The sequence below is a fragment of the Halomicrobium sp. HArcht1-1 genome (assembly GCF_058933285.1).
In genome coordinates, this window is record NZ_JBZYDL010000001.1 from 1,781,230 (window position 1) to 1,803,312 (window position 22,083).

A 22,083-nucleotide genomic window follows, 5' to 3' on the forward strand; every position below is an offset into this window, starting at 1 on the left:
GGCGCTATCGACCAACGATCGAATGAGTCAAAAGCGAGAAGCCAAACGGCAGCCAGACGCTCCCGAGCGCGACGATGCCCACGAGTCCGGTCACCGGGACGCCGAGCGCGACGAGTGCGAGGGGCACCAGGAGACTCCAGGTGCCAAACACCAGGACGCCCACCGACGGCTGGGACTGGAGGTAGCCGATCAACAGCAGGGCACACAGGCCGACGGTGGCGTTGACCACCAGCGTGAACGGTGGAAACACCGTGGACGCCACCATGATCGGATAGAGGACGAACGTCAGCGCGGCGAGTGAGAGCGGTGTGTCGGCCACGAACGCCCGCAGCGAGTGGCCGCTCGAACCCACGTCGTGTCTGACGTTGTAGGTCGCCTGACGGCTCGCGGTCCCCGTCTCGTAGATCCGTTCGCGCTGGCGGCTGTCACGGGTCGAGGTACCCGTCGGCCGAGTCCGTCCCGTCGACGCGCCACTGCCGGTCGAGGTGCCCGCCGTCGTCTGTCCGGCCGCAGTCGCCCCCGTCCCCGCGTCGCGTGCGTCTCGCACGCGCTCGCTGGCCGTTCGCTCCCGGCGTCGTCGCTCCGAGGGACCCGCGTTCGTGCCCGCGGCAGTCGACTCGCTGGGACCGTCCGTCTCGCCGTCTGCCCAGCCGGCTTCGCGGGCCGCACGGGCCGCCGCGCCGCGGGCGTCGTGGTGGTGATCGCTCCCCGCCGTGTCCGCGCCGACGTACGCCTCGTGTCCGAGTCGATCGTAGCGGGCGCGCTCGTCGTCGTCGGTCAGCACGTTGCGGGCCTCGATCACGCGCTGAGTGGCCTCGTCGGCGTCGGCGTCGTCGTTGTGGTCTGGATGAGTCTCTTTCAGTCGCTCGCGATAGGCGTCCTCGATGTCGCTCGTGGTGGCATCTGGATCGACCCCGAGCACGTCGTAGAACGTCTCTGTCATCGAGCGAACACGCTTGGGGGATATCGTCGTGTGGTGATATTAACAGTTGTGTCGCGCCGATCCCACGCTACAGCGTCACGCGCTCGCCGGTCCGGGCGGACTCGACGGCCGCGCGGATCACGCGCATGTCGACGACGCCGTACTCGCCGTCTGCGAGCGGTTCGGTGTCGGCCAGGAGGTGGTGGCTGAAGTAGTCGAACTCCGCTTGCATCTGCTGGGCCTCGCCCATCTCCGGGAGGTCGTAGGTCGTGTCGATCCCATTGCGAGAGACGGTGAGTCCGGAGGGCTTCAGGAAGGCCGGCTCCAGCACGAGCTGGCCCTCCGTGCCGGTGACCCGCAAGAATCCGTCCTCGTAGCTGTTCTGACTGGCCGAGATCGACGCCAGCACGTCGTCCTCGTAGACGATCGTCGCCGCGGCGCGCTCGTCCGGCACGTCCTCGAACCCCTCGCTGCCCGAGTACATCGCCGACTGGACCGCTACCGGGTCCCGGTCGAGGACGAACCGCGTCGTGTTGATCGGATAGACGCCCAGGTCGGTGATCGACGCGCCCTGACCGGCGAGATCGGGGTTCAGCCGCCACTGGTCGCGGTCGGGAATCATCTCCAGCAGGCGCTGGGACATGTGGCCGTGGACGTGGGTCGGGTCGCCGACGAACCCGTCGGCCACCAGCTCGCGCATCCGGCGGACGGCGGGGTCCGTGTGCATCCGATAGGCCACCATCAGCGTCACGTCCTCGGCGGCCTCGGCCATCGCCTCGGCGCGCTCGACGCTGGCTTCCATCGGTTTCTCACAGAGCACGTCCTTGCCGTAGCTCGCCGCGGCTTCGACGTAGGGCAGGTGGAGCGCGTTCGGCGTCGCGACGTAGACCGCGTCGTACTGATCCGTGCCGGCACCGTCAGTGAACTCGTCGTAGGTCAGCGCCGTCTCGACGCCGTCGAACTCCTCGGCGAAGGACTCGGCCTTTTCCGCCGAGGAACTGACGACGGTCGTCGTCTCGCAGTGCTCGGACTGCTGGGTCGCGGGGACGGCGTAGTCACGCGTCCACCACCCCAGACCGACCATCGCGAAGCGGACGGTTCCGCTCACGTCGGTCTCCCAGTCGCGTCGCATGAAGTCGTCGAAATACTCGGCGAATGCCATGCGAGTAGGGTCGCCCGCGAGCGAGATAAGTGTGACCTCGACAGCCAGCGTGTGGCTCTACCACGCTCGCGGCCCCGACACTTTTTGCGCGGCCGGCTGTCGTGTATCGTATGTCCCCCAGCCTTCGGTCGGTCGCCCGGATCGTGGCCGCCCTGTTCAGTTCGGTCGTGTTGCTCGCACCGCTGACGTTCGCTCTCCTCGTCGGCGGGGCCGTGACGGTGTTCGATCTCCTCGGCATCGGGGCTCCGGAGCCGCTGGCACTCGTCGGGCCGTTCGTCGCCGGAGCGGTGGCGCTGTGGCTCGCCGTCGAGAGCGCGCTGGTCCAGCTGTACGGCCTCGGGGTGCTCGACCGCGGGCGGCCGATCCAGCGGCGGCTCCGGTACCTCGCGATCGGTGTCACCGTCGTCGCGAGCGTCGTCGCCATCGGTCGCTTCCTCGCGATGACGGTCCCCTGGGCGATCGAGACCGGATCGACGACCGTGCTGGTGCTCGCTGGCGCGCTGGTGCTCGCCGTCGTCGGGACACTCTACCGGACGGTCGCGGCCGCCAGGATCGGGTACGCGCGGGTCTCCCGACCGCGGACGGACGAGCCCCGAGAGTAGCGCGGTCATACTGCCGGCTGTACGTCTGGAAAGCATATTGCGAACCGGTGGTCGCGAACGTCTCGAAACAGTGACAGCCGGCAGTATCAGGCGCGCCACTCCAGCACCGTCGCCGCCCACGTGTAGCCCGTCCCGGCGGCGAGAAAGAGGACCACGTCTCCGTCGTCGAGCCACCCGCGGTTCCTGGCCTCGTGGGTCGCGAGCACCTGGTCGACGCTCTGGACGTGGCCGTACTCCTCCAGGTACAGCTGGTCGCGCTCGCCGAGCCCGAACTGGTCACAGAGGTGGTCGTGGAACGACCGCTTCATGTGGGTGATGGCAGCGAAGTCGACGGCGGCGCGGTCGTAGCCCGAGGCGTCGAGGGCGTCGTCGGCCACCGCGAGGAAGTTCGGCAGACTCACCTCGGCGAGTCGCGCTTTCATCGACTCGTGGTCCGGGACACGCAGGGAGTGGCGACCCTCCTCGACGGTCGTTTTCGAGGGAGGCTGGACGGTTCCACCCGCTGGGACGATCACGTCGCGCGAGAAGCTCCCGTCCGTGATCGCGGCGCTCTCCCGAACCGTCGCGAGGGCGCGCTCTCCGGCGTCCCGTTCGAGGACCATCGCGCTCGCTCCGCTCCCGAAGTTGAACATGAAGGAGGTGTCCGGGTCGTCGTAGTCGACGAGGTCCTCCTCGCGGCTCGCGGCGACCAGCAGCGCGCGGTCGATCGCTCCGGCCGCGAGCTGTGCGGTCGCCTCTCGGATCGCGATCGGCGCGCCGGCACAGAGCGCGTAGCTCTCGCTGGCGTAGGCGTCGCTCGCGCCCAGCCGCTGGGCCACGTCCGCGGCGAGGCTCCAGACGACGTGGTCTTTCAGCTCGCTCCCGTGGTAGCTGACCAGATCGAGGGCCGCGGCGTCGACGCCAGCGTCGTCCAGCGCCCGCCGTCCCGCCTCGACACAGAGGTCGCTGGGCTGCTCGTCGTGCGCGACGCGCTTCTCGCTGACGCCCATCTTCTCGACGACGACCGACTCGGGGATGCCCGAGCGTTCGGCGATCGTCGCGCCGGAGATCGTCGCTTCGGGCAGTTCGACGGCCAGACCGGTCAGGTGGACCGTCATCGGTCACCCCACAGCCGTTCCGGGAGGCTCCGGGCGACGGGTCCGCCCAGTCGCGAGCGGACCGTGCCGACGATGCCGTCGGGGACGTACAGCACGAACAGGACGAAGACGATCCCGACGTAGAGGCTCGCGTGGCCGTTCAGCGCGGCCGTGATGAACCCTTCGACCGTGAGCCCGCCGACGAGTTCGGTCGTCAGGAACGCCTCGGAAAGCGTCTGTTCCAGATACGGGAGCAGGCCGCCGCCCTGACCCCGCTTCGAGAGGAACTCCCGGACGGTCTCGTCGAACAGGTGGCCCCAGAGCGGGCCGGCGAGGGTCCCGAACCCGCCGATAATGCTGGCCAGCAGCGCGTCGCCGCTGGTCAGGAAGTAGAACCCGGACTCGGGGGTCACGGAGCGTTTGAACCCCGCGAGCAGCCCTCCGGCGACGCCGCCGAAGAAGCCGCTGATCGCGAACGCGCCCAGCTTGTAGCGGAAGGTGTCGTAGCCGATGGCCTCGGCGCGTTCCTCGTTCTCGCGGATCGCGACCATGACCCGGCCAAAGGGCGAGTGGAGGATCCGCTGCATCGCCGCGAAGCACAGGAGGACGACGATCCCCACGGCGTAGAACGAGACCGTCGTCGTCCCGAGGGTGTGGCCCGCGAGCGCCAGCGTGTCGCCGGTCAGCGTGCCCAGCGCGACGGTCAACTGATCGACGTAGGGCACCCCGAGCTCGAAGCCGCGGGCTCCGCTCAGCGCGATCCCGTCGCGGGGGTTCGAGCCGACGTAGTCCCAGTCCCGGACGAAGACGTAGAGTACCTGTGCGAAGCCGAGCGTGATCATCGCGAAGTAGACCCCGGTCAGCCTGAACGAGACCAGACCGATCACCACCGCGAGCACCGTCGCGAGGACCGCGCCGACGACGAGTGCCACCAAGAACGGCGTCTCGGGACCCAGCAGTGGGACCTTCCCGTTGGCGATCAGGAGGACGGTGTAGGCCCCGGTGCCGTAGAACGCCGCGTGGCCGAAAGAGAGGTAGCCGGTGTAGCCGCTGACGAAGTCGAACGACATCGCGAACAGCGAGAAGTACAGCACGGCGACCATCGTCTCCATCCGCGGGAGGACGGTGACGGCCACCTCGGCCAGTGGCGACTGGGTGAGGAGGTGATAGATCGCGGGGTAACACGCCAACAGCCCGACGACGACGAGATACACCTGGTGGCGCTCGACGGACGCGATCGGCCAACTGGCCCGGACACGCCGTCGGATGGAGGTGCTGGCGCTAATGGCCCCCCACCTCCTCGACGCCGTAGATCCCCTGCGGACGGACGATCAGCGCCACGACGAGGATCATGAAGATGGCGACCTCCGGGAGCCAGGTCCACTCGACGACGACGTTCTGGAACCACCAGGTCGTCGTCGCGTCGACGAGGCCGACGATCAGCCCGCCCACGACCGTCCCCCGGAACGTGCCGAGCCCGCCGATGATGACGACGACGAACGCCGGCAACAGCGACTCGGCCGCGAGCGGGACGCTCGCTCCCCAGACCGGGTCCCACATCAGGAGGGTCCCGGCGACGCCCGCGACGCCCGCCCCCAGCGCGAAGACGACGGTGAAGACGCGCCGAACGTCGATACCGAGCGCCTCGGCCATCTCGCTGTCCTCGCTCCCGGCCCTGATGAACAGGCCGTATCGCGTGCGCGTGAGGAATCCCCAGATAGCAGCGACCGTCAGTGCGCCGAGGACGATCTCGAACAGCGCGAGTCCGCGCACGGAGACCGGTCCGAGCGACTGGGACGTTTCCAGAAAGGCAGGGATCGTCCCGAGCGCGGCCTGCCACTCCGCGAGGGGCTGGAGGCCGTAGAAGCCGACGACGATCCGGGCCAGTTCTTCGAGCACGAGGGTCACGCCGAAGGTCAGCAGGATCTGGTAGATCGGCGGCCGATCGTACAGCGGCCGGATCAGGCTCACCTCGATGGAGCCACCCAGTGCCGACAGCAGGCCGAAGACGACCGCCATCGCCACGAAAAACAGCGCCAGCCGAGCCCACGGCCCCGTTCCCTGTGCCACTGTCAGGACCATGACGAGGCCGCCGAGGTACGCGCCGATCATCGTCAGCGCACCGTGGGCGAAGTTCAGCACGCCCAGCAGCCCGAAGATCAGCGTCAGCCCGGCCGCGATCATGACGTAGATCGCCGCCTTCGAGAGCCCCCGGAGGACGACCTCTGCGAACGTGCCCGGCCGGACGAACTCGGCGAGACCGTCGACGAATCCCACCTGCAAGAGGGCCTGCTGGGCCAGTTCGAGCGCGAGCGTCATGCCGACAGGTACCTCCTGAGCCGGTCGTCGTCGGCCGACACTGCGTCGGCGTCGCCCTCGTCGACCACCCGTCCGTTGTCGAGGACGTAGAAGCGATCTGCCAGATCCAGCGCCAGCGGGAGGTTCTGCTCGACCAGCAGCATCGTCGTCTCGCTGGCGGCCGCGGCCAGTGCGTCGGCCACGTCCGCGACGATCTGGGGGGCGAGCCCCTCGCTGGGTTCGTCCACCAGCAGGAGGTCGTTGTCCCCGACCAGTCCGCGCCCGAGTGCGAGCATCTGCTGTTGGCCCCCCGAGAGCGTCCCGGCCGCCTGATCGCGGCGCTGTTCGAGGATCGGGAACGTCTCGAAGGCGATCGACAGCGCCTCGGCCACGTCGTCGCCGTCGGGCACCGACACGCGGAGGTTCTCCGCGACGCTCAGCTGCGAGAAGATCCGTCGGTCCTCGGGGATCCACCCGACGCCCATCTCCGCGACCTCGTGTGTCCGGCGGCCGACGAGGTCGGTCCCGTCGTAGGTCACGCTTCCCGACCGCGGGGGCGTCAACTGGAGGATCGAGCGCAGCGTCGTCGTCTTCCCGACGCCGTTGCGACCCATCAGCGCGACCACGTCGCCGCGCTCGACCGACAGGGAGACGCCTTCGAGCACGTGGCTCTCGCCGTAGTACGTCTCGATGTCGGCTACGTCGAGCAGGGCCACGCTACGCGACCCCCTCGGGCTCGCCCGGTTCGTCGCCATCTTCGGTCAGGTCCCCGGTCTCGTAGCCGCCGAGATAGGCCTCCTGGACGGCCGGATCGGCCCGAACGGCGTCCGGTTCGCCGTCGGCGATCACCGACCCCTGGTTCAGGACGACCACGCGGTCCGAGACCTCCATCACGATGTCCATGTTGTGCTCGACGAGCAGGACCGCGTGGTCCCGGGCCACGTCCTCGATGAGCGCGACGACGTCGTCGACGCTCTCGGAGCTGACACCGGCGTTCGGTTCGTCGAGCAAGAGCACGTCCGGGTCGCCGGCCAGTGCGATCGCCACTTCGAGCTGTCGGCCCGCTCCGTGGCTGAGGTTCTGTGCGAGATCGTCGGCCCGCTCGGACAGCCCGACCCGTTCGAGGATATCGCGAGCCGCGGCCAGATCCGCCTCGTAGGCGTCGCTGGTCCGCCAGAACGTCGCCGCGTGGTCGCTGTGGGCCTGTACGGCGACCCTGACGTTTTCGAGTACCGTCGAGGTCGGGAAGACGTTCGTGATCTGGTACGAGCGGTGGACGCCGAGGCTCGCGATCTCGGCCGGCGGCGTCGCCGTCACGTCCACCCAGTCGCCGTCGTGGCGGAACTCGATCCGTCCGTCTGTCGGCTCCAGTGCGCCCGTCAGCAGGTCGAAGAACGTCGTCTTGCCCGCGCCGTTGGGGCCGATCAGCGAGCACAGCTCCGACCCGAGGTCGAAGTCGACGCCGTCGACCGCCGTGATACCGCCGAACCGCTTCGTGAGTCCCCGCGTCCTGAGCATGTTACAACGAGCAGTTCATGTCGTCGCTGTCTGCCGGAATCGTTACCTGGTCCCCGGAGATCCGGGCCAGGGGATCGCCGGGCTGGATGAGCGAGTCCCAGCTGTCGGCCCACTGGTCCTGTGTCGGAACGGGGTTGGCGACGGTCATCTCCGAACGGGCCTGGTTGTTGTACTCCTGGAAGGTGTAGCCGTTCTCGCCTTTCGGCGTGTCGGTGACAGTCATCCCTTTGAGCGCGCCCGTGATGTCGTCTGGGTCCGTCGAGCCGCCCTCGGTGACGGCCTGGTGGATCGCCGACGCGCCCGTGAACGTGCCTGCGGTAAAGAGGTCGGGAACGACGCCGTAGGCGTTCGTGTACGACTCGACGAAGGCGTCGTTGATCGGGTTGTCGTACTGGTTCCAGTGATAGCGCGTCGTGAACGGTCCCAGTCCCGCGCCCTCGATTTTCTCCTCTGTGAGCGGGTCGCCGAGCACGCGCTGCATCGTCTGGCCGACGACGGCGTTCGTGATCCGGGTGGCGAACCCGCCGAAGACGCGATAGGAGTAGTCGCCCGAGAGGAAAGCGCTGAACAGATTCGGGAGCGTCGCGACGGTGAACCCGCCGACGATCCCCTCCGCGCCCGCGTCTGCTGCGTTCTCCAGCAGCCCGTCCCACTCCGAGTACCCCTGGTTGACGAACCGCTCGCCGACGATCTCGATGCCCTCGGACTCCAGCACCGATCGGTAGTTGTTGACGACGGCCCGGCCGAAGCTGTAGTCCGCACCGAACAGGTACACCTTGGATACGTCGGTCTCGGTGGCGACGTACCGGCCGCCAGAGCGGGCGTCCATCGCCGTGTTCTCGCTGGCTCGGTACACCAGATCGCCGCAGGTCTCGCTCTCGGCGGTGATCCCCGCCGACGCCGCCGGCCCGACCATCATCGGGACCGACGACGCCTTCACGACGTTGGTGATGACACGCGAGGCCGCACCCGAGGACGAACAGCCAAAGAGCATGTCGACGCCCTCGTTGCTCACCAGATCCGTCGCGGCCGACTGCGCGCCGTCGGCGGTGAACTCCGTGTCGCGGACGATCAGCTCGTACTCCACGTCGCCGGCCGAGACTGTCGTCGTCCCGGTGCCTACGTCGGTGGGCGGATCGGCGTCGGCCTTGTACGCGAGCCCGGAGAGCAGTCCCCAGAGGCCCTGCTGGCCGTAGTACGCCAGGTCCCCCGAGAGCGGCTGGAGGACACCGATCGAGAGCCGTTGCGAACTCGACTGTGTCGTCGACGTGTCTTGCATGTTTGTCTCCGTGTCGCCGCCGTCGCCACTCGCCTCCGTGTCGCCGTCACCACCGTCGCCGGTACAGCCAGCGAGCGCGACGACGCCCGCACCACCGAGCGATCGGATCGCACGCCGTCTCGTGACAGTCAGGTCCATAACGAATAATGACTAGCTCCACAGCCACAAAGCCACGAAGGTTTACATGTTAACGAGGGCAGGCGCTACTCGATGTCGTCCAGCGCCGTGACGACGCGGTGGATCATCTTCCGTTGCCCCCGACGGAGATTCTTCGAGACCGCCGGCTTGGAGACGCCGAACTCGTCGGCCAGGCTCCCGAGGGTGGCGTCGCGCGGCGTCTCGAAGTAGCCACTGGAGACGGCGGCTTCCAGGGTCTCGCGTTCGGTGTCCGAGAGGTCCTGGCACCCCTCGATCAGCGTCATCGCCGCACCGGCGTTTTGCACCAGATCACCCATCTCCGGGAGGGAGGTGTCGGTGCGCTCGACGACCTCGTACTCGTTGTTCCGGTCGAGCTCCGAGAGGGCGCTGTCGGCCTCGCTACTCGCGTCGAATCCGACGTGCCAGACCTCGCTCCCGTCCTCGATGTAGAAGGGGCCGGTGACGTAGCCGTCGTTGCTCCTGATCGTCGCCATCGCGTCGGTCTCGGCGATGACCGTCCTGATCTGGGCGACGTTGTCGCGCCGCGCTACGAGCGAGCAGTCGTTCATGTTCCCGTGGTCGCGCAGCGTTTCGAGCCCCACGGAGAGCTCCTCTCGGTCGGCCCCCTCCACGACCATTCGCGTCTCTAGCTCCTGCGTTCGCCGATCGAAGTCCCAGTGGACGGCCGAAAAGGTGAGAGCGTGATCTGCCGTCGTATCGATGAACGGACAGTCGTACTGCTCTACGTCCATTGATAGTTCGATCATGCGACGACCTTCCGCCCTATACCTCACGCTAGATAGTGATAAACAATTCCGCCCTCGAAGGTAGTAGGGAGTTGTTACTGTGCTGATACCGTCGCCAGACCGTACTGTCGCCCGCCACAGTCTCACGACAGTCGCCGCCCAGGCGTGGCGACACTCGTCACAGACAGTATCAGGAACTGTATTCGTCAGCGACCGCGTCGCGGTCGATCTTGTCGGGACCGCTGCGGGGGAGCGAAGCGACGAAGACGAGATCTCTCGGTCGTTTGTACCGTGCGAGTCGGCCGTCCAGAAACGACGTGAGCTCTTCGAGCGTGAGCGAGTCGTCGCCGACGACGACGGCTCGGCCGACCTCGCCCCACTGGTCGTCCTCGACGGGCACGACGACCACGTCGTCGACCTTCGGATGGGCGGAGACGGCGTCCTCGACCGCTGCGGGGAAGACGTTCTCGCCCCCACTGACGTACATGTTCTTCTTGCGGCCCTCGATGCTGACGTAGCCGTCGTCGTCGATCCGCGCGAGGTCGCCGGTAGCGAGCCAGCCGTCTTCCCGGAAGGTTGCGGCGGTCGCTTCGGGCCGGTGCCAGTACTCCGTCGCGGCGTGGGGCGACCGGAGGTGGAGTTCGCCGACTTCGCCGCGAGGGAGTTCCGTGCCGGTGTCGTCGACGATCCGCACGTCGACGTGGACGTTCGGGACACCGACGGTGTCGGCCTTCTCGCTGGGCCAGTCGTCGGGCATCGCGAAGTTGTTGGGGCCACACTCGGTCAGCCCGTACCCCTGTGAGAGGTCGACGCCGCGGTCCCACCACGCCGACAGCACCGACTCTCGACAGGGGCCGCCGCCGGACTTGGCGAGTCGCAGCGTCGAGAGGTCGGTTTCGGCCCACCGTTCGTGGTCGACCATCATCCGCAACACCGCCGGGACGGCCACGAGGAGCGTGGCCGACCGCGCCTCGATCAGTTCGAGCACCTCGCCGGGATCGAACTCTCGGGCGAGGACGACGGTCCCGCCCATGTGAAAGACCGGCACCGTCAACACGTTCCACCCGCCGGTGTGGAACATCGGGAACGTCAGCGGCGTCACGTCGTCCGGCCGCAGCCCCCAGGCGGTGACGGTGTTGGTCGCGTTCCAGACGATCGCCTCGTGGCTGAGGACGGTCTCTTTGGGGGTCCCCGTCGAGCCGCCGGTGTGCAAGAACAGGTGTGGGGCTGCCGGCTCCAGCGTCGGCCCGTCGTAGGGGGATCGGTCGGCCGGCAGCGATTCGTCGAGGCGGTCCCAGGTCGTCTCGCCGGCCGTCGCCAGCGAGCGCACCGGACAGTCGATGTCGGCGTCGGCGAGGGCCTCGGCCGCGTCGTCGGCGAACGGCTCCTCGACGACGAGCAGCGACGGGGCCACGTCGTCGAGCAGCGTCCCGAGTTCCGGCGGTGCCAGGCGATGGGAGAGGGGCGCGAGCACGCCGCCGGTCTTGCCCGTCGCGAAGAACAGATCGACGAACTCGGGACGGTTTCGTGAGAGCACGGCGACGCGGCCGCCTGCGTCGGGATCTGCCCCGCCCTCGCGGGTCACGCCGTGATCGGCCAGCAAGCGCGCACAGCCGTTGGCGCGGCGGTCGAGTTCCGCGTATGTGTACTCCGTGCCGCTGGTCGCGTCGACCAGTCCGACCCGGTCGGGCGACAGCGCCCGCCTGCGTGCGCTCCAGTCACCCACCCACCGCTGGGGCCCGTGCTCAGACATCGTCGAGGAACGACTGGAGGTGTTCGTTGACGGTGTCGGCCTGTTCGATGAAACAGAGGTGCGAACCGCCGTCGACGGCCACCAGGCGACTGTGGGGAATCGCTTCGTCGAGCAGCGTCGCGTTCTCGAAGGGGATCACCTCGTCGGCGGTGCCGTGGACGATCAGCGTCGGCAGGTCGATCGCCCCGAGCCTGTCGCTCTCGTCGAAACCGACCGCGGCGGCGCTCTGCCACTCGTAGGCCTCCTCGGAGGGGTCGGTCTCCAGTCGCCACTCGACGATGCGGTCGACGACATCGGACCGATCCTCCCAGAACTCGTCCGTCACGGCCGGGCGCATCTTGTGTCGGATCGTCGCCGCCTCGTCGTACTCCTCGGGGACGTTCAACATCCGCTGCTGGGTGTCTGCCGGAATCGGGACCGCCGCCTCGCCGCCCGGCGTCGTCGCGATCAGCGTCAGCGAGTCGGCCCGATCGTAGTCGAGGACGTACTGCTGGGCGATCATGCCGCCAAGGCTCGCACCCACGACGTGGGCCGTCTCGACGCCAGCGTCGTCGAGCACGGCCTCGAAGTCGCCCGCCATCTGCTCGGTGGTGTACGGCCCCGGCGGCTCGTCGGAGTCGCCCGTGCCGCGGTTGTCCCAAACCAGCGTCTCGTAGGACTCCGAGAGCGCTTCGCGCTGCCAGCGCCACATCCAGGTGCCGTAGCTCAGCCCCTCGACGAACGCGACCGTGTCGGCGTCTGCGGGTCCCGAGCGTTCGTAGGCGAGCGTTACACCGTCGTGCGTGGCAGTCGGCATAGTTTCACTTGGTCGTGATATCCCATCAACATTGACGTTCACGTGTGAACCCTGGCTCTCCACACCGGCGGCCGCCGCGACTGTTCCGTTCGACGGAACGCCCGCTGGCGGTCGATCTGGGATCGAGCCACGACGTTCCGTGGCAAGGCAATCATAAACAATGGACGAATGCTTACAGTGGGACGACAGGCATTTTGACTTTCGCTAGAGTTTTAGGACTCCCCCGAGTCTCCACTGGTATGAATTTGCACGCCAGGGAAATAAACGAGGACGTGCGCGAGCTGGGGGAGCTCCTCGGGGAAGTGATCGAGGCACAGACATCCACCGAAGGGTTCGAGACCGTCGAGAACATCCGGACGTCGTCGATCGACTACCGCCGCGGCGACGCCGACGACCGCGACGACGTCGAACGGACGCTCGACCGTCTCTCGCCGGACATGCAGGACATCGTCGCCCGTGCTTTTACTACCTACTTCGAACTGATCAACCTCGCAGAGGAGCGCCAGCGGGTCCGCGAGATCCGCGAGGGGAGCCAGGAGGGCGTGCTCGAAGACAGCGTCACCGACGCCGTCGAGAAGCTCTCCGATCGGGGAGCAGACCCAGAGACCCTCGAACAGGTCCTCGACGACGTGCTCATCGAGCCGACGTTTACCGCCCACCCGACCGAGGCACGACGCAAGACCGTCAAGGCCAAGCTCCGGTCGGTCGCCAACGACCTCGAAGTGCTCGACGAGGTCCGGCTCACGGACAGCGAACAGGACGACATCGAAGACGACCTCGCCGCTGAGGTCACGAGCCTCTGGCAGACGCCACAGGTCCGCGACCGACGCCCGGAAGTGACCGACGAGGCGCTCAACGTCCAGTGGTACATCGAGAACGTTCTCTTCGAAGTGATCGACGAGGTCTACGACGAACTCGAAGACGCCATCGACGAGGAGTACGACGGCGAGGTCGACGTGCCAAAGCTCTACGAGTTCCGCTCGTGGGCCGGCTCCGACCGTGACGGCAACCCCTTCGTCACGCCCGAGATCACCGAGGAGACCCTGGAGCGCCAGCGAGACGTCGTGCTCCCGCTCTACCGGGACCGCCTCAAGGAGCTGTCGGGCGTGCTGAGCCAGGACGCCAGCAACATCGACACGACCGACGCCTTCGACGACCGACTCGAAGAACACAAGGAAGCGCTGCCCGGCGTCGCCAGCGAGGCCGAGGAACGCTACCCCGACGAGCCGTACCGTCAGAAGCTGAAGCTGATGCGCGAAGGCGTGCTCCGGGTGGGCGACGTTCGCTCCGGAGGCTACTCCGATTCGAGCGACCTGCTGGCAGACCTCCGCGCCATCGCCGACGACCTCCGTGCCAACGACGCCGACGTGATCGCCGAGGCCCACGTCGATCCGCTGATCCGCAAGGTCGATACGTTCGGCTTCACGCTGGCCGGACTGGACATGCGGGACCACCGCAAGATGCACACCGACGCCATCGCGGAGACCGTCGACCGCGAGGGCATCGACTACGCCGACATGGACGAAGACGAGCGCGTCGAGTTCCTCACCGAGGCCATCCTGCAGGACGGCCAGATCGTCGACATGGAAGACGTCGACGGCCTCTCGGACGACTCGGCCCGCGTCATCCGACGGTTCCGCAAGCTGGCCGACTGGCAGCGCGAGTTCGGCGTCGACGCCATCGACACCTACGCGATCAGCTGGTGTGAGGAAGCGAGCCACGTGCTGGAAGTGCTCTTCCTGGGCGACCAGGCGGGTATCGTCGACCTGCCGGGCTACTGCGGGCTCGACATCGTTCCCCTGCTGGAGTCGAAGTACGCGCTCGACGGCGCGCGACGCATCATGGGCACGCTGTTCGAGAACGACGCCTACGAGGCGGCACTGGCGGCCCGCAACGGCGTCCAGGAGATCATGCTGGGCTACTCCGACTCCAACAAGGAGAACGGCTACCTCGCCGCCAACTGGTCGCTGTACCGCAACCAGAAGCGGCTGGCGGCGATCACCGACGACTTCGACGTGGAGATGCGGCTGTTCCACGGCCGCGGCGGTTCGATCTCGCGGGGCGGCGGCCCGATGAACGACGCGATGCTGGCCCTGCCCAACGAGACCGTGACGGGCCAGATCAAGTTCACCGAGCAGGGCGAGGCCATCGCCGAGAAGTACGCCAACGAGGCCATCGCAGAGCGCAACCTCGAACAGATGCTCAACGCACAGGTTCGCTCTCGGTACAACGCCCTCGAAGAGCCCGTCGAAGAGATCCCCGAGGCCTGGGAAGAGGCCATGGAGACCGCCTCTGAGGCGGCCCGCCAGAAGTACGAGTCGCTCCTGCAGACGGAGGGATTCGTCGACTTCTTCGAGCAGGCGACGCCGATCTCGGTGATCGAGAACCTCAACATGGGCTCTCGTCCCGCCTCCCGGTCGGGCGACCGCAGCGTCGAGGACCTGCGAGCGATCCCGTGGGTGTTCTCCTGGACGCAGGCCCGCTGTATCATCCCCGGCTGGTACTCGATCGCGACGGGGCTACAGGCGTATCTCGACGACGGCGGCGACGTGGAGACTCTCCAGGAGATGTACGAGGAGTGGCCGTTCTTCCAGACCAAACTGGACAACGCGTCCCTCGCGCTGGCCCGGACGGACTTCGACATCGCCGAGGAGTACGCCGCGCTGGCCGACGACGACCTCCGAGAACGGATCTTCCCCGACATCCGCCAGGAGTACGAGGACACCGTCGACATCGTCACGGAGATCACCGGCCGTGACAGCCTCCTCAAGCGCGAGTGGCTCGAACAGAACCTCGACCGCCGGAACCCCTACGTCGACCCGCTCAACCTCCTGCAGGTGCGCCTGCTCGCACAGAGCCACCTCACGGAGACCGAGCGCCGGACGCTGCGCCTGACCGTTCAGGGGATCGCCGCCGGCATGAAAAACACCGGATAACGCCTCCCGGTCGACCGGTCGGGGTGCCGTGATACTACCGGCTGTAAATCTGTGACCGATTTCGCCACCCCAGGGTGGCGAAGATCCTCACGACGTTACAGCCGGCAGTATGAGACAGTCGCCGACCGAGACCGCTTTCGACGGAACTTCCGGCTCGGAAACTCTCGTTCTGTTTTTATACTCGACCCCAGCCACCAGTGGGTATGGCTCTCCACACTGGCCGCGAGATCGATCGTGGCATCGGCCGACCGCCCTCCAGCTCTATCGTCCTGCCGACGGTGACGCCGTCGTCAGTCCCCCACGTCGAGCGGAGGGACCGGTGACGATGCGACTCGAACTCGACGGGATCGAGAAGCGGTACGGCGACGAACACGCGCTTCGGGACGTGGACCTCGTGCTCGAACCCGGCGTCGTCGGGCTGCTCGGCCCCAACGGTGCCGGCAAGTCCACGCTCATGCGGATCGTCACGACCGTGCTCCAGCCGACCGACGGGCGGGTCCGCTGGAACGGGACCGACGTGCGCGAGGAGCCACGCGCGATCAGGGACTCGGTCGGCTACCTCCCCCAGTCGTTCGGCGTGTATCCGAGCCTGACGGCTCGGGAGTTCCTCCGCTATCTGGCGGCGATACGGGGCGTCTCGAACGTCGGCGAGCGCATCGACGACCTCCTCGCGCTCGTCAACCTCGAAGCGGCGGCCGATCGTCGCCTGGGCGGATTCTCGGGGGGCATGCGCCAGCGCGTGGGGATCGCCCAGGCGCTGCTCGCGGACCCGGACCTGCTCGTCGTCGACGAACCGACCGTCGGACTCGATCCGACAGAGCGCGTCCGCTTCCGGAACGTCCTCGCCGAACTCGCCGAGGATCGGATCGTGGTGCTCTCGACGCACATCGTCTCGGACGTGGAGGTGACCGCGAGCGACATCGTCCTCCTCAACGACGGACGCGTGCTGGCCCACGAGTCCCCGGCCGCGCTGCTCGACGAGGTCGCGGGTTCGGTCTGGGAGTGGACCGTCGGCGACGACGACCTCGCACCCGTCAGCCGCGACGGTTGCTCGACCGGCCCCGTCTTGCTGGCCGAGCTCCGGATGGCGCTTCGCGGCTATCCGCGGTGGTGGTACGCAGCAGCCGTGCTGGCCGTCCTCGCGACTGCCGTCGCGCCGATCGGTGTCGTCCGCACGCTCGTCGTCCCGCTCGCGCTCTTGCTCCCGCTCTCGGCGTGGTCGGCACTCGGGACGCGCGAACGGCGACACCGCACCACAGAGCTGGTGTTCGTCGGCAGCAGACCGACCCAGCTGCTGGGCGCGACCTACGCGTCCGGCGTCGCGATCGGGCTGTTGGTGTCCGTGCCCGCAGCTGTCCGGTTCGCCCTCTCCGGGATGGACGGCGCGCTCGTGGGGTGGCTCGTGGCCGTCCTGTCGCTGCCGGCGATCGCGCTCGCGCTGGGCGTCTGGACCGGGCGGTCCAAGAGCTTCGAGATCGCCTATCTGACGGCGTGGTACCTCGGTCCCGTGAACGGACTCGGCGCGCTCGATTACGTCGCCGCCCGGCCGTCGACGGCGTCGGCGGGGATTCCAGTCGTCTACCTGGCTCTCACGGTCGTCGCGCTCGGCGCGGCACTCGTGGGCCGGCGACGACAGTAGCTCCCCTTCACTGTTCCCACGGACGCGGGTGAGCGTTCGGACGTATCAGTTTCTGAACCATCGCGGCGTTCGTCACACGACGTGAAGTGTAAGAATTAATCTACGTTTGGCCGTCCGTGGTGGTGTTGGCGTACCGTCTGTATCAGCCACGACATCGCTCCTCGGTCGGTCTCAGCACCCCGCCTCGTCGCTTCGAAGCGGCCACCGAACGCTTTTGTACGATGGCATAGATGTCACGGACATGGCGATAGAGACAGTCATGCTGGCACTCGGACACACCGACAGCGAACGCATCGACGAACTCACCGAGACGGTCATCGACATCGCCGGAGCCACCGGCGCGTCGGTGATTCTGTCGCACGTGTTCACCCCAGAAGAGTACGACAACGCGACCGAACGACTCGACTTCAGCGATCCGGCCGACGCGGACGTCGACGAGGTGACGAGCCGACTCTCGATCGTCCGTGACGTCAAAGAGTCCCTGGAGGACGCGAAGATCGACTACCGGATCACCGGTCGAATCGGCGAACACGGCGCACGGATCGTCGACCTCGCGACCGAGGAAGGGGCCGATCACCTGATCGTCGGCGGCCGCCGTCGGTCACCGACCGGCAAGGCCGTGTTCGGATCGACGGCCCAGCACGTCCTGCTCGAATCGCCGTGCCCGGTCACCTTCGTCCGCGGCGATCACTGATACCGGCGGCTCTCCGCTCTCACTCGACCAGCGCCGCCGCGACCAGCTCGATCGGGTGGCGGATGTCGTAGCCGGTGCCGTGCTCCATCTGCATCGAGCAGGTGGGGCACTCGGTCATGCCGGTGGTGCTCTCGACGTCCTCCATGTGGTCGAACATCTCCTCACCGATGGCCATCGACTTCTCGTACTTCTCGTCTTTCCAGCCGTAGGTGCCGGAGATGCCCGAACAGGAGTCGCCCACGTCCTCGACTGCGACGCCGTCGAGATCGCGGAACAGCTCGACGGCCTGCCGTTCGAGCCCCTGGTTGCGGGCGTGACACGGCGCGTGATAGGCGAACTCTTCGGCGAGTTCGTCCCCGATCTCGGCGTCCTGGAGGGCACCGCGCACGTCCTCGTGGATCCGGAGGTACTCGATGGACTCGAACGTGTTCTCGGCCACGTCTTCGATGCCGTCGATGTCGAACAGCTCGGGATACTCCTGTCGCAGCGCCAGCGAGCACGACGTACAGGAGGCGATGGCGTCGTATCCCTCCTCGACCAGATCGGCCATCGAGGAGACGTTGACCTCGGCGTGGCGGCGGGCGTCGTCGAGCATCCCGTTGGCGAACATCGGCGTCCCCGAGCAGCCCTGTTCGGGCACGACGATCTCGTAGCCGAAGTGCTCGTACACTCGAACGAGGGCCCGCGCGACCTCGGGGGTGTTGTACTCGGAGTAACAGCCGTGGAAGTACGCGACCTTCTTGTCGGCGTCGAGGGGTTCGCCGCGGCGTTCGCGGGCCTCGCGAGCGCGCTCGCGGGAACCGGCAGCGCCGCCCTGAGCGGCCCACCACTCGGAGAACGTCTCCGTCGCGAAGGCCGGGAACTCCCGCTCGCTCGTGACACCGAGAGTCTTCTCCATGACCCAGCGGGCGGGCCCGAAGTTCATCGCGACGTTGGCGATCCGGGGGACCTTGCTCGCCAGCCACGCGGACGTGCGGTAGTTGGCGAGGATCCGGTTGCGCCAGTACTCCGTCGAGAGCTTGCTCATCTGCTCGTCGACGTACTCGCCGCGGGCCTCGTTGTGCATCTGGCTGAGCGGGACCCCCGAGGGGCAGGCGTCGTCACAGCGCATGCAGTTCGAGCAGTCCATGATGGAGTCGTCGATGGCGAACTCGTCGCCGTCGTCGGTCTGCTTGAGCCGCCACTGCTCTGGTCCCTGGAACTTCGGCCCCGGGAACTCGTCGTCGACTTCCGCGACCGGGCAGTTGGTGTCGCAGGTGCTACACTTCGTACAGGAGTCCGCGCCGGGTCGCAGGTCCATCGTCTCCTCGTCGGGGAACACCTGGACCGGCTCGAACTCCTCGCCCGTGTTCGGTTCTGTCGGTTCGAACGACTCCTCCGTCGGTGTGTCAGCTGAATCACTCATGTCAGATCCTCCGTCGCCGCTCGCCCGGCCGCGTAGCCGGTCGCGATCGAGACGCCGCTGCCGGACTTCTCGGCCGCGAAGTCGTAGCCGCCGATCGTCGCCCCAGCCGCTCTGAGGTTCTCGAACTCCACGCTTCCGCTGGCCCCACGTGGCCGCAAGTCGCTCCCGACGTCGACGCCGAAGCGCGCGAAGGCGTGGTCGTCGAAGACGCCGTCTTCGAACCAGTCGTATCGGTCTCCCGGATGCGGGACGTGACAGTCGAAGATCGGCTCTCGCACGCCCTCGCGGTCGCTCTCGACGCCCTTGCTGACCAGCCCGCCCGTCGCGAGGACGTACTGGTCGGCGCTGTAGGGGACCCGAGAGCCGTTGCGTTCGACGACCACGCGTTCGATCCGGTCCTCGCCCTCGTAGTCGACGACGGGATTGCCGACCTCGTAGCGTGCCCCGGACCGGTCGAGCGCCTCGAAGAGACGGTCTTCGAGTCGCAGTCCCGGCAGCGAGGGCGGTCCCATCGGGACTTCGAAGACGGCCACTCCGAGCTCCTCGGCCAGTGTCGCCCTGACGGCGTCGGTGTGATCGTCGCCCAGCACCGCGGGGAAGCCGACGCGTTCGTGGCCGTCGAGGTGGGAGGCGACCCGCTGGGCGAGCGCGCTCCGGGTGTCGACCTTCCGGCCGTCGACCGCGACGGGACTGTTCTGGTCGAGCAGCTTCGCGTACCGAGTGACCTTGGCGTCGGCCTGGAGGTCTCCGGGGAACGTGATCGTCACGCCGTCGGCCGAGAACGGCGCGCCCGCGGCCTCGACGTGACTCGCGGCGAGCGGTGCGTCGAAGTCGACCAGCCGCTCGAAGCCGACCAGGAGCGTGTCCCGGTCGTCGCTTGCGACGCCCTCGGCGGCTCCGGCGGGGTAGCGGGCGGTCGGCTTGACCGTCCCGCCGTGGGTCGGCAGTAGTGCGTTTGTCTCCGTGTGGTCGCCGTGGTAGCCGTCGACGGTCTCGTCGAACAGCGCCATCGCGTCCCGAACCGTCTCGACGCCCACGAGCCGGTAGGGGTGGTCCTCGTGGAGCTCCGGAATCGCGTCGTACGGATCGACGACGACCTCGTCGCCGACGTACCCGAGCACGTCGATCAGTCCGGAGGCCTGCCGGAGCGAGCTCTGTTTGTAGGAGACCAGGCGCACGTCCGCACCCGCGCGGGCGGCCGCGATCGCGCTCGTCACGCCCGCGAGCCCGCCGCCGACGACCAGCACTTCCGAGTCAATCGCCATCTGCGGCCTCCCCGACGGTGTCCGACCCCAGGCGACGATCCGAGCCCGGTCCGCTGTCGAAGGCGGCGAAGTCGACGGGATGGGTCGCCGGGTCGTGGTCGCGGTTCTGCGTCGTCGCGTGCAGTGCGTAGTTGATCATCGCCTGCTGGAGCTGGTTCCCCCAGAGCGCGTGGCGCTGTCCCTTCCACCGTTCCTGTAGCAGGTCGTCCCAGGAGTCCCGAACCGTCGCCTCGTCGAACTCGGGGTGGAGCTCGCCGGCCAGGCGATGGATGCAGAAACCGCCCTGGCAGTTGCCCATCGACGCTCTGGTCCGGATGCGGGTCCCGTTGAGGTCCGCGCCGGCCTGTGAGATCGCGTCCTGTACTTCCGCGCGCGTGACGCCCTCGCAGTTACACAGCACCGGGTTCGGCTCGCCGGTGCCGAGCACCTCCTCGGCCCGCGATCCCAGTCGCTCGACGCTGCGCCGGCCGATCGGCGAGCGCAGGCCGAACTCGTCCATGTAGTCTCGCAGCACCGAGAACTCCTCGCTGCCGGGCAGGGGCACGTCCGCGGTCCGGCAGTCGGCGTCCATCCCGAACTTGGCGACGACGTGGTCGGCGATCTCCTCGCCCATCATCCGGTAGGTCGTGAACTTCCCGCCGACGATGGTCGTCATCCCCGGCAGGCCGTCGCGTTCCTCGTGGTCCAGCAGGAAGTAGTCTCGCGTGATGTCGGTCGGATCTTCGCTGCCCACTTCCGGCGGTTCGTACAGCGGGCGCACGCCCCAGAACGACCGGATCGAGCGCGCGTCGGCGAGCATCGGCACCAGTTCCGAGAGCGTCTCGATCATCTGGTCGACCTCCCACTGCTCTTCCGGGTAGTCCTCCGGGTCCTCGACCTCCTCGTCGGTCGTCCCCAGTATCGCCGTCGTCTCGTGGGGGACGATGATGTCCGCGTCGCCCTTGGGCCGACAGCGGTTGATGACGGTGTCGACCTGCCGGACGTTCATGATCGTCATGACGCCCTTCGAGGGCCGGACGGCCACGTCGAGGTCGGCCATGTCGCCGATCCGGCCGGCCCACGCACCCGTCGCGTTGACGACGTGGTCGGCCCGGATCGTCTCTCGGCCCGACTGGACGCCGTGGACGCGCTCGCCGGACTTGGCCCCGTGTTCGACCTCGACGCCGACGATCTCGCCGCTCTCGACGAGCAGATCGGTGACCTTCGAGTGGGTCTCGATGCGGGCACCGTGTTCCTGTGCGCTGGCGGCGTTGGCGACGACGAGGCGGAATGGGTCGACTGCGCCGTCGGGGACGGAGATCGCCTTGTCGACGTCCGTCGCGAGGTGGGGCTCGCGTTCGCGTGCGCGTTCGCCAGAGATCACCTCCGCGGGGATGTCGCAGTCGGTACATCCCTGTAGTTTCTCTTCGAAGTACGATTCGGAGTCTTCCGGACGCTTGACGAACATGCCACCGGTCATCTCGACGCAGTGGCTCGCGATGTCGCGTAACACGCGATTCTCTTCGATACACTCGCGTGCGCTCTTCTGGTCGGAGACTGCGTACCGGCCGCCGCTGTGGAGCAGTCCGTGCATGCGCCCCGTCGTGCCGTGTGTGAGATTCCCCTGCTCGACGAGGGTCACGTCGGCCCCGCGCATCGCGAGGTCTCGCGCGACGCCCGCGCCGGTCGAGCCACCTCCGACGACGACGATTCGTGGTGTCGATGCCATCTATATTCGGAGTCGTTAGGTCGCCACCCACTTTACTTCACCGACGAACGGACACCGACAGTAAAACTAGTGATCGTTAACACGATTTCGGCGCGTCGTGCGGACGATGCTCGCCGACGCCGACTGTCTCGCTGGCTCTCGGCGCT

17 protein-coding genes and 1 pseudogene are annotated in these 22,083 nt (G+C 67.6%); 4 read left to right on the forward strand and 14 right to left on the reverse strand.

The window, feature by feature from the left end; all coding sequences use genetic code 11:
* Positions 1-4: 4 nt before the first annotated feature.
* Positions 5-943 (reverse strand): J domain-containing protein, encoded by a 939-nt coding sequence (locus AC5FRZ_RS09395; RefSeq protein WP_493564449.1) that lies wholly within the window; start codon positions 941-943, stop codon positions 5-7.
* A gap of 67 nt (positions 944-1,010) precedes the next feature.
* Positions 1,011-2,084: a D-xylose 1-dehydrogenase Gfo6 gene (gene gfo6, locus AC5FRZ_RS09400; protein WP_493564450.1), complete on the reverse strand. Its 1,074-nt coding sequence runs from the start codon at positions 2,082-2,084 to the stop codon at positions 1,011-1,013.
* Positions 2,085-2,194: 110 nt separating this feature from the next.
* On the opposite strand from gfo6, the gene AC5FRZ_RS09405 reads away from it, so the two are divergent.
* Positions 2,195-2,686 (forward strand): hypothetical protein, encoded by a 492-nt coding sequence (locus tag AC5FRZ_RS09405; RefSeq protein ID WP_372478863.1) that lies wholly within the window; start codon positions 2,195-2,197, stop codon positions 2,684-2,686.
* An 86-nt stretch (positions 2,687-2,772) separates the two neighbouring features.
* Here AC5FRZ_RS09405 and AC5FRZ_RS09410 read toward each other — a convergent pair whose 3' ends face one another.
* From AC5FRZ_RS09410 to AC5FRZ_RS09450, 9 genes are all read right to left on the reverse strand, one after another.
* Positions 2,773-3,783 carry a 3-oxoacyl-ACP synthase gene (locus AC5FRZ_RS09410; RefSeq protein WP_372478861.1) on the reverse strand — a complete coding sequence of 337 codons (1,011 nt, stop codon included), beginning with the start codon at positions 3,781-3,783 and terminating at the stop codon, positions 2,773-2,775.
* A complete protein-coding gene (locus AC5FRZ_RS09415; protein WP_493564451.1) occupies positions 3,780-4,976 on the reverse strand; it encodes a branched-chain amino acid ABC transporter permease in 1,197 nt (398 codons plus the stop codon). The genes AC5FRZ_RS09410 and AC5FRZ_RS09415 overlap by 4 nt, the downstream gene beginning before the upstream one ends.
* 67 nt (positions 4,977-5,043) lie before the next feature.
* Entirely contained in the window at positions 5,044-6,081 is a 1,038-nt protein-coding gene (locus AC5FRZ_RS09420) for a branched-chain amino acid ABC transporter permease (protein ID WP_493564452.1), read from the reverse strand.
* A complete protein-coding gene (locus AC5FRZ_RS09425) occupies positions 6,078-6,776 on the reverse strand; it encodes an ABC transporter ATP-binding protein (RefSeq protein WP_153553563.1) in 699 nt (232 codons plus the stop codon). Before AC5FRZ_RS09425 ends, AC5FRZ_RS09420 begins: the two co-directional genes overlap by 4 nt.
* 1 nt (position 6,777) lies before the next feature.
* On the reverse strand, positions 6,778-7,578 hold the full coding sequence (locus AC5FRZ_RS09430; protein WP_170094459.1) for an ABC transporter ATP-binding protein: 801 nt from the start codon (positions 7,576-7,578) through the stop codon (positions 6,778-6,780).
* A 1-nt stretch (position 7,579) separates the two neighbouring features.
* Complete coding sequence (locus tag AC5FRZ_RS09435) at positions 7,580-8,995, reverse strand: ABC transporter substrate-binding protein (protein ID WP_170094460.1); 1,416 nt, start codon at positions 8,993-8,995, stop codon at positions 7,580-7,582.
* 65 nt (positions 8,996-9,060) lie between these two features.
* Complete coding sequence (locus tag AC5FRZ_RS09440; RefSeq protein WP_170094461.1) at positions 9,061-9,762, reverse strand: helix-turn-helix domain-containing protein; 702 nt, start codon at positions 9,760-9,762, stop codon at positions 9,061-9,063.
* Positions 9,763-9,931: 169 nt separating this feature from the next.
* Positions 9,932-11,494: an AMP-binding protein gene (locus AC5FRZ_RS09445; protein WP_493564453.1), complete on the reverse strand. Its 1,563-nt coding sequence runs from the start codon at positions 11,492-11,494 to the stop codon at positions 9,932-9,934.
* The gene (locus tag AC5FRZ_RS09450) at positions 11,487-12,290 is read right to left on the reverse strand and encodes an alpha/beta fold hydrolase (protein ID WP_493564454.1); all 804 of its coding nucleotides are present in this window, start codon (positions 12,288-12,290) and stop codon (positions 11,487-11,489) included. Before AC5FRZ_RS09450 ends, AC5FRZ_RS09445 begins: the two co-directional genes overlap by 8 nt.
* Positions 12,291-12,529: 239 nt before the next feature.
* On the opposite strand from AC5FRZ_RS09450, the gene ppc reads away from it, so the two are divergent.
* The 3 genes and pseudogenes from ppc to AC5FRZ_RS09465 all read left to right on the forward strand — a co-directional run bounded on the left by ppc (position 12,530) and on the right by AC5FRZ_RS09465 (position 17,559).
* Entirely contained in the window at positions 12,530-15,226 is a 2,697-nt protein-coding gene (gene ppc, locus AC5FRZ_RS09455) for a phosphoenolpyruvate carboxylase (RefSeq protein ID WP_493564455.1), read from the forward strand.
* A 325-nt stretch (positions 15,227-15,551) separates the two neighbouring features.
* Positions 15,552-16,286 (forward strand): annotated as a pseudogene (locus tag AC5FRZ_RS09460) (ABC transporter ATP-binding protein); the annotation flags it as partial.
* Positions 16,287-17,106: 820 nt separating this feature from the next.
* Positions 17,107-17,559, forward strand: a complete 453-nt coding sequence (locus tag AC5FRZ_RS09465) for a universal stress protein (protein WP_208625800.1) — start codon at positions 17,107-17,109, stop codon at positions 17,557-17,559.
* A gap of 19 nt (positions 17,560-17,578) precedes the next feature.
* Here AC5FRZ_RS09465 and AC5FRZ_RS09470 read toward each other — a convergent pair whose 3' ends face one another.
* Genes AC5FRZ_RS09470 through glpA form a run of 3 tightly spaced genes read right to left on the reverse strand, consistent with a single transcriptional unit; the run spans position 17,579 to position 21,937 of the window.
* Positions 17,579-18,964 (reverse strand): anaerobic glycerol-3-phosphate dehydrogenase subunit C, encoded by a 1,386-nt coding sequence (locus tag AC5FRZ_RS09470; protein ID WP_170094468.1) that lies wholly within the window; start codon positions 18,962-18,964, stop codon positions 17,579-17,581.
* A complete protein-coding gene (glpB, locus tag AC5FRZ_RS09475) occupies positions 18,961-20,229 on the reverse strand; it encodes a glycerol-3-phosphate dehydrogenase subunit GlpB (RefSeq protein WP_170094469.1) in 1,269 nt (422 codons plus the stop codon). The genes AC5FRZ_RS09470 and glpB overlap by 4 nt, the downstream gene beginning before the upstream one ends.
* Positions 20,219-21,937: an anaerobic glycerol-3-phosphate dehydrogenase subunit GlpA gene (glpA, locus tag AC5FRZ_RS09480; RefSeq protein ID WP_170094470.1), complete on the reverse strand. Its 1,719-nt coding sequence runs from the start codon at positions 21,935-21,937 to the stop codon at positions 20,219-20,221. Before glpA ends, glpB begins: the two co-directional genes overlap by 11 nt.
* Positions 21,938-22,083 lie beyond the last annotated feature (146 nt).

Bases quoted from the DNA above. Each gene is read 5' to 3' on its own strand.
- AC5FRZ_RS09395 (WP_493564449.1), bottom strand. From the start codon at position 943: ATGACAGAGACGTTCTACGACGTGCTCGGGGTCGATCCAGATGCCACC.
- gfo6 (WP_493564450.1), bottom strand. From the start codon at position 2,084: ATGGCATTCGCCGAGTATTTCGACGACTTCATGCGACGCGACTGGGAG.
- AC5FRZ_RS09405 (WP_372478863.1), top strand. From the start codon at position 2,195: ATGTCCCCCAGCCTTCGGTCGGTCGCCCGGATCGTGGCCGCCCTGTTC.
- AC5FRZ_RS09410 (WP_372478861.1), bottom strand. From the start codon at position 3,783: ATGACGGTCCACCTGACCGGTCTGGCCGTCGAACTGCCCGAAGCGACG.
- AC5FRZ_RS09420 (WP_493564452.1), bottom strand. From the start codon at position 6,081: ATGACGCTCGCGCTCGAACTGGCCCAGCAGGCCCTCTTGCAGGTGGGA.
- AC5FRZ_RS09430 (WP_170094459.1), bottom strand. From the start codon at position 7,578: ATGCTCAGGACGCGGGGACTCACGAAGCGGTTCGGCGGTATCACGGCG.
- AC5FRZ_RS09435 (WP_170094460.1), bottom strand. From the start codon at position 8,995: ATGGACCTGACTGTCACGAGACGGCGTGCGATCCGATCGCTCGGTGGT.
- AC5FRZ_RS09440 (WP_170094461.1), bottom strand. From the start codon at position 9,762: ATGATCGAACTATCAATGGACGTAGAGCAGTACGACTGTCCGTTCATC.
- AC5FRZ_RS09445 (WP_493564453.1), bottom strand. From the start codon at position 11,494: ATGTCTGAGCACGGGCCCCAGCGGTGGGTGGGTGACTGGAGCGCACGC.
- AC5FRZ_RS09450 (WP_493564454.1), bottom strand. From the start codon at position 12,290: ATGCCGACTGCCACGCACGACGGTGTAACGCTCGCCTACGAACGCTCG.
- ppc (WP_493564455.1), top strand. From the start codon at position 12,530: ATGAATTTGCACGCCAGGGAAATAAACGAGGACGTGCGCGAGCTGGGG.
- AC5FRZ_RS09465 (WP_208625800.1), top strand. From the start codon at position 17,107: ATGGCGATAGAGACAGTCATGCTGGCACTCGGACACACCGACAGCGAA.
- AC5FRZ_RS09470 (WP_170094468.1), bottom strand. From the start codon at position 18,964: ATGAGTGATTCAGCTGACACACCGACGGAGGAGTCGTTCGAACCGACA.
- glpB (WP_170094469.1), bottom strand. From the start codon at position 20,229: ATGGCGATTGACTCGGAAGTGCTGGTCGTCGGCGGCGGGCTCGCGGGC.
- glpA (WP_170094470.1), bottom strand. From the start codon at position 21,937: ATGGCATCGACACCACGAATCGTCGTCGTCGGAGGTGGCTCGACCGGC.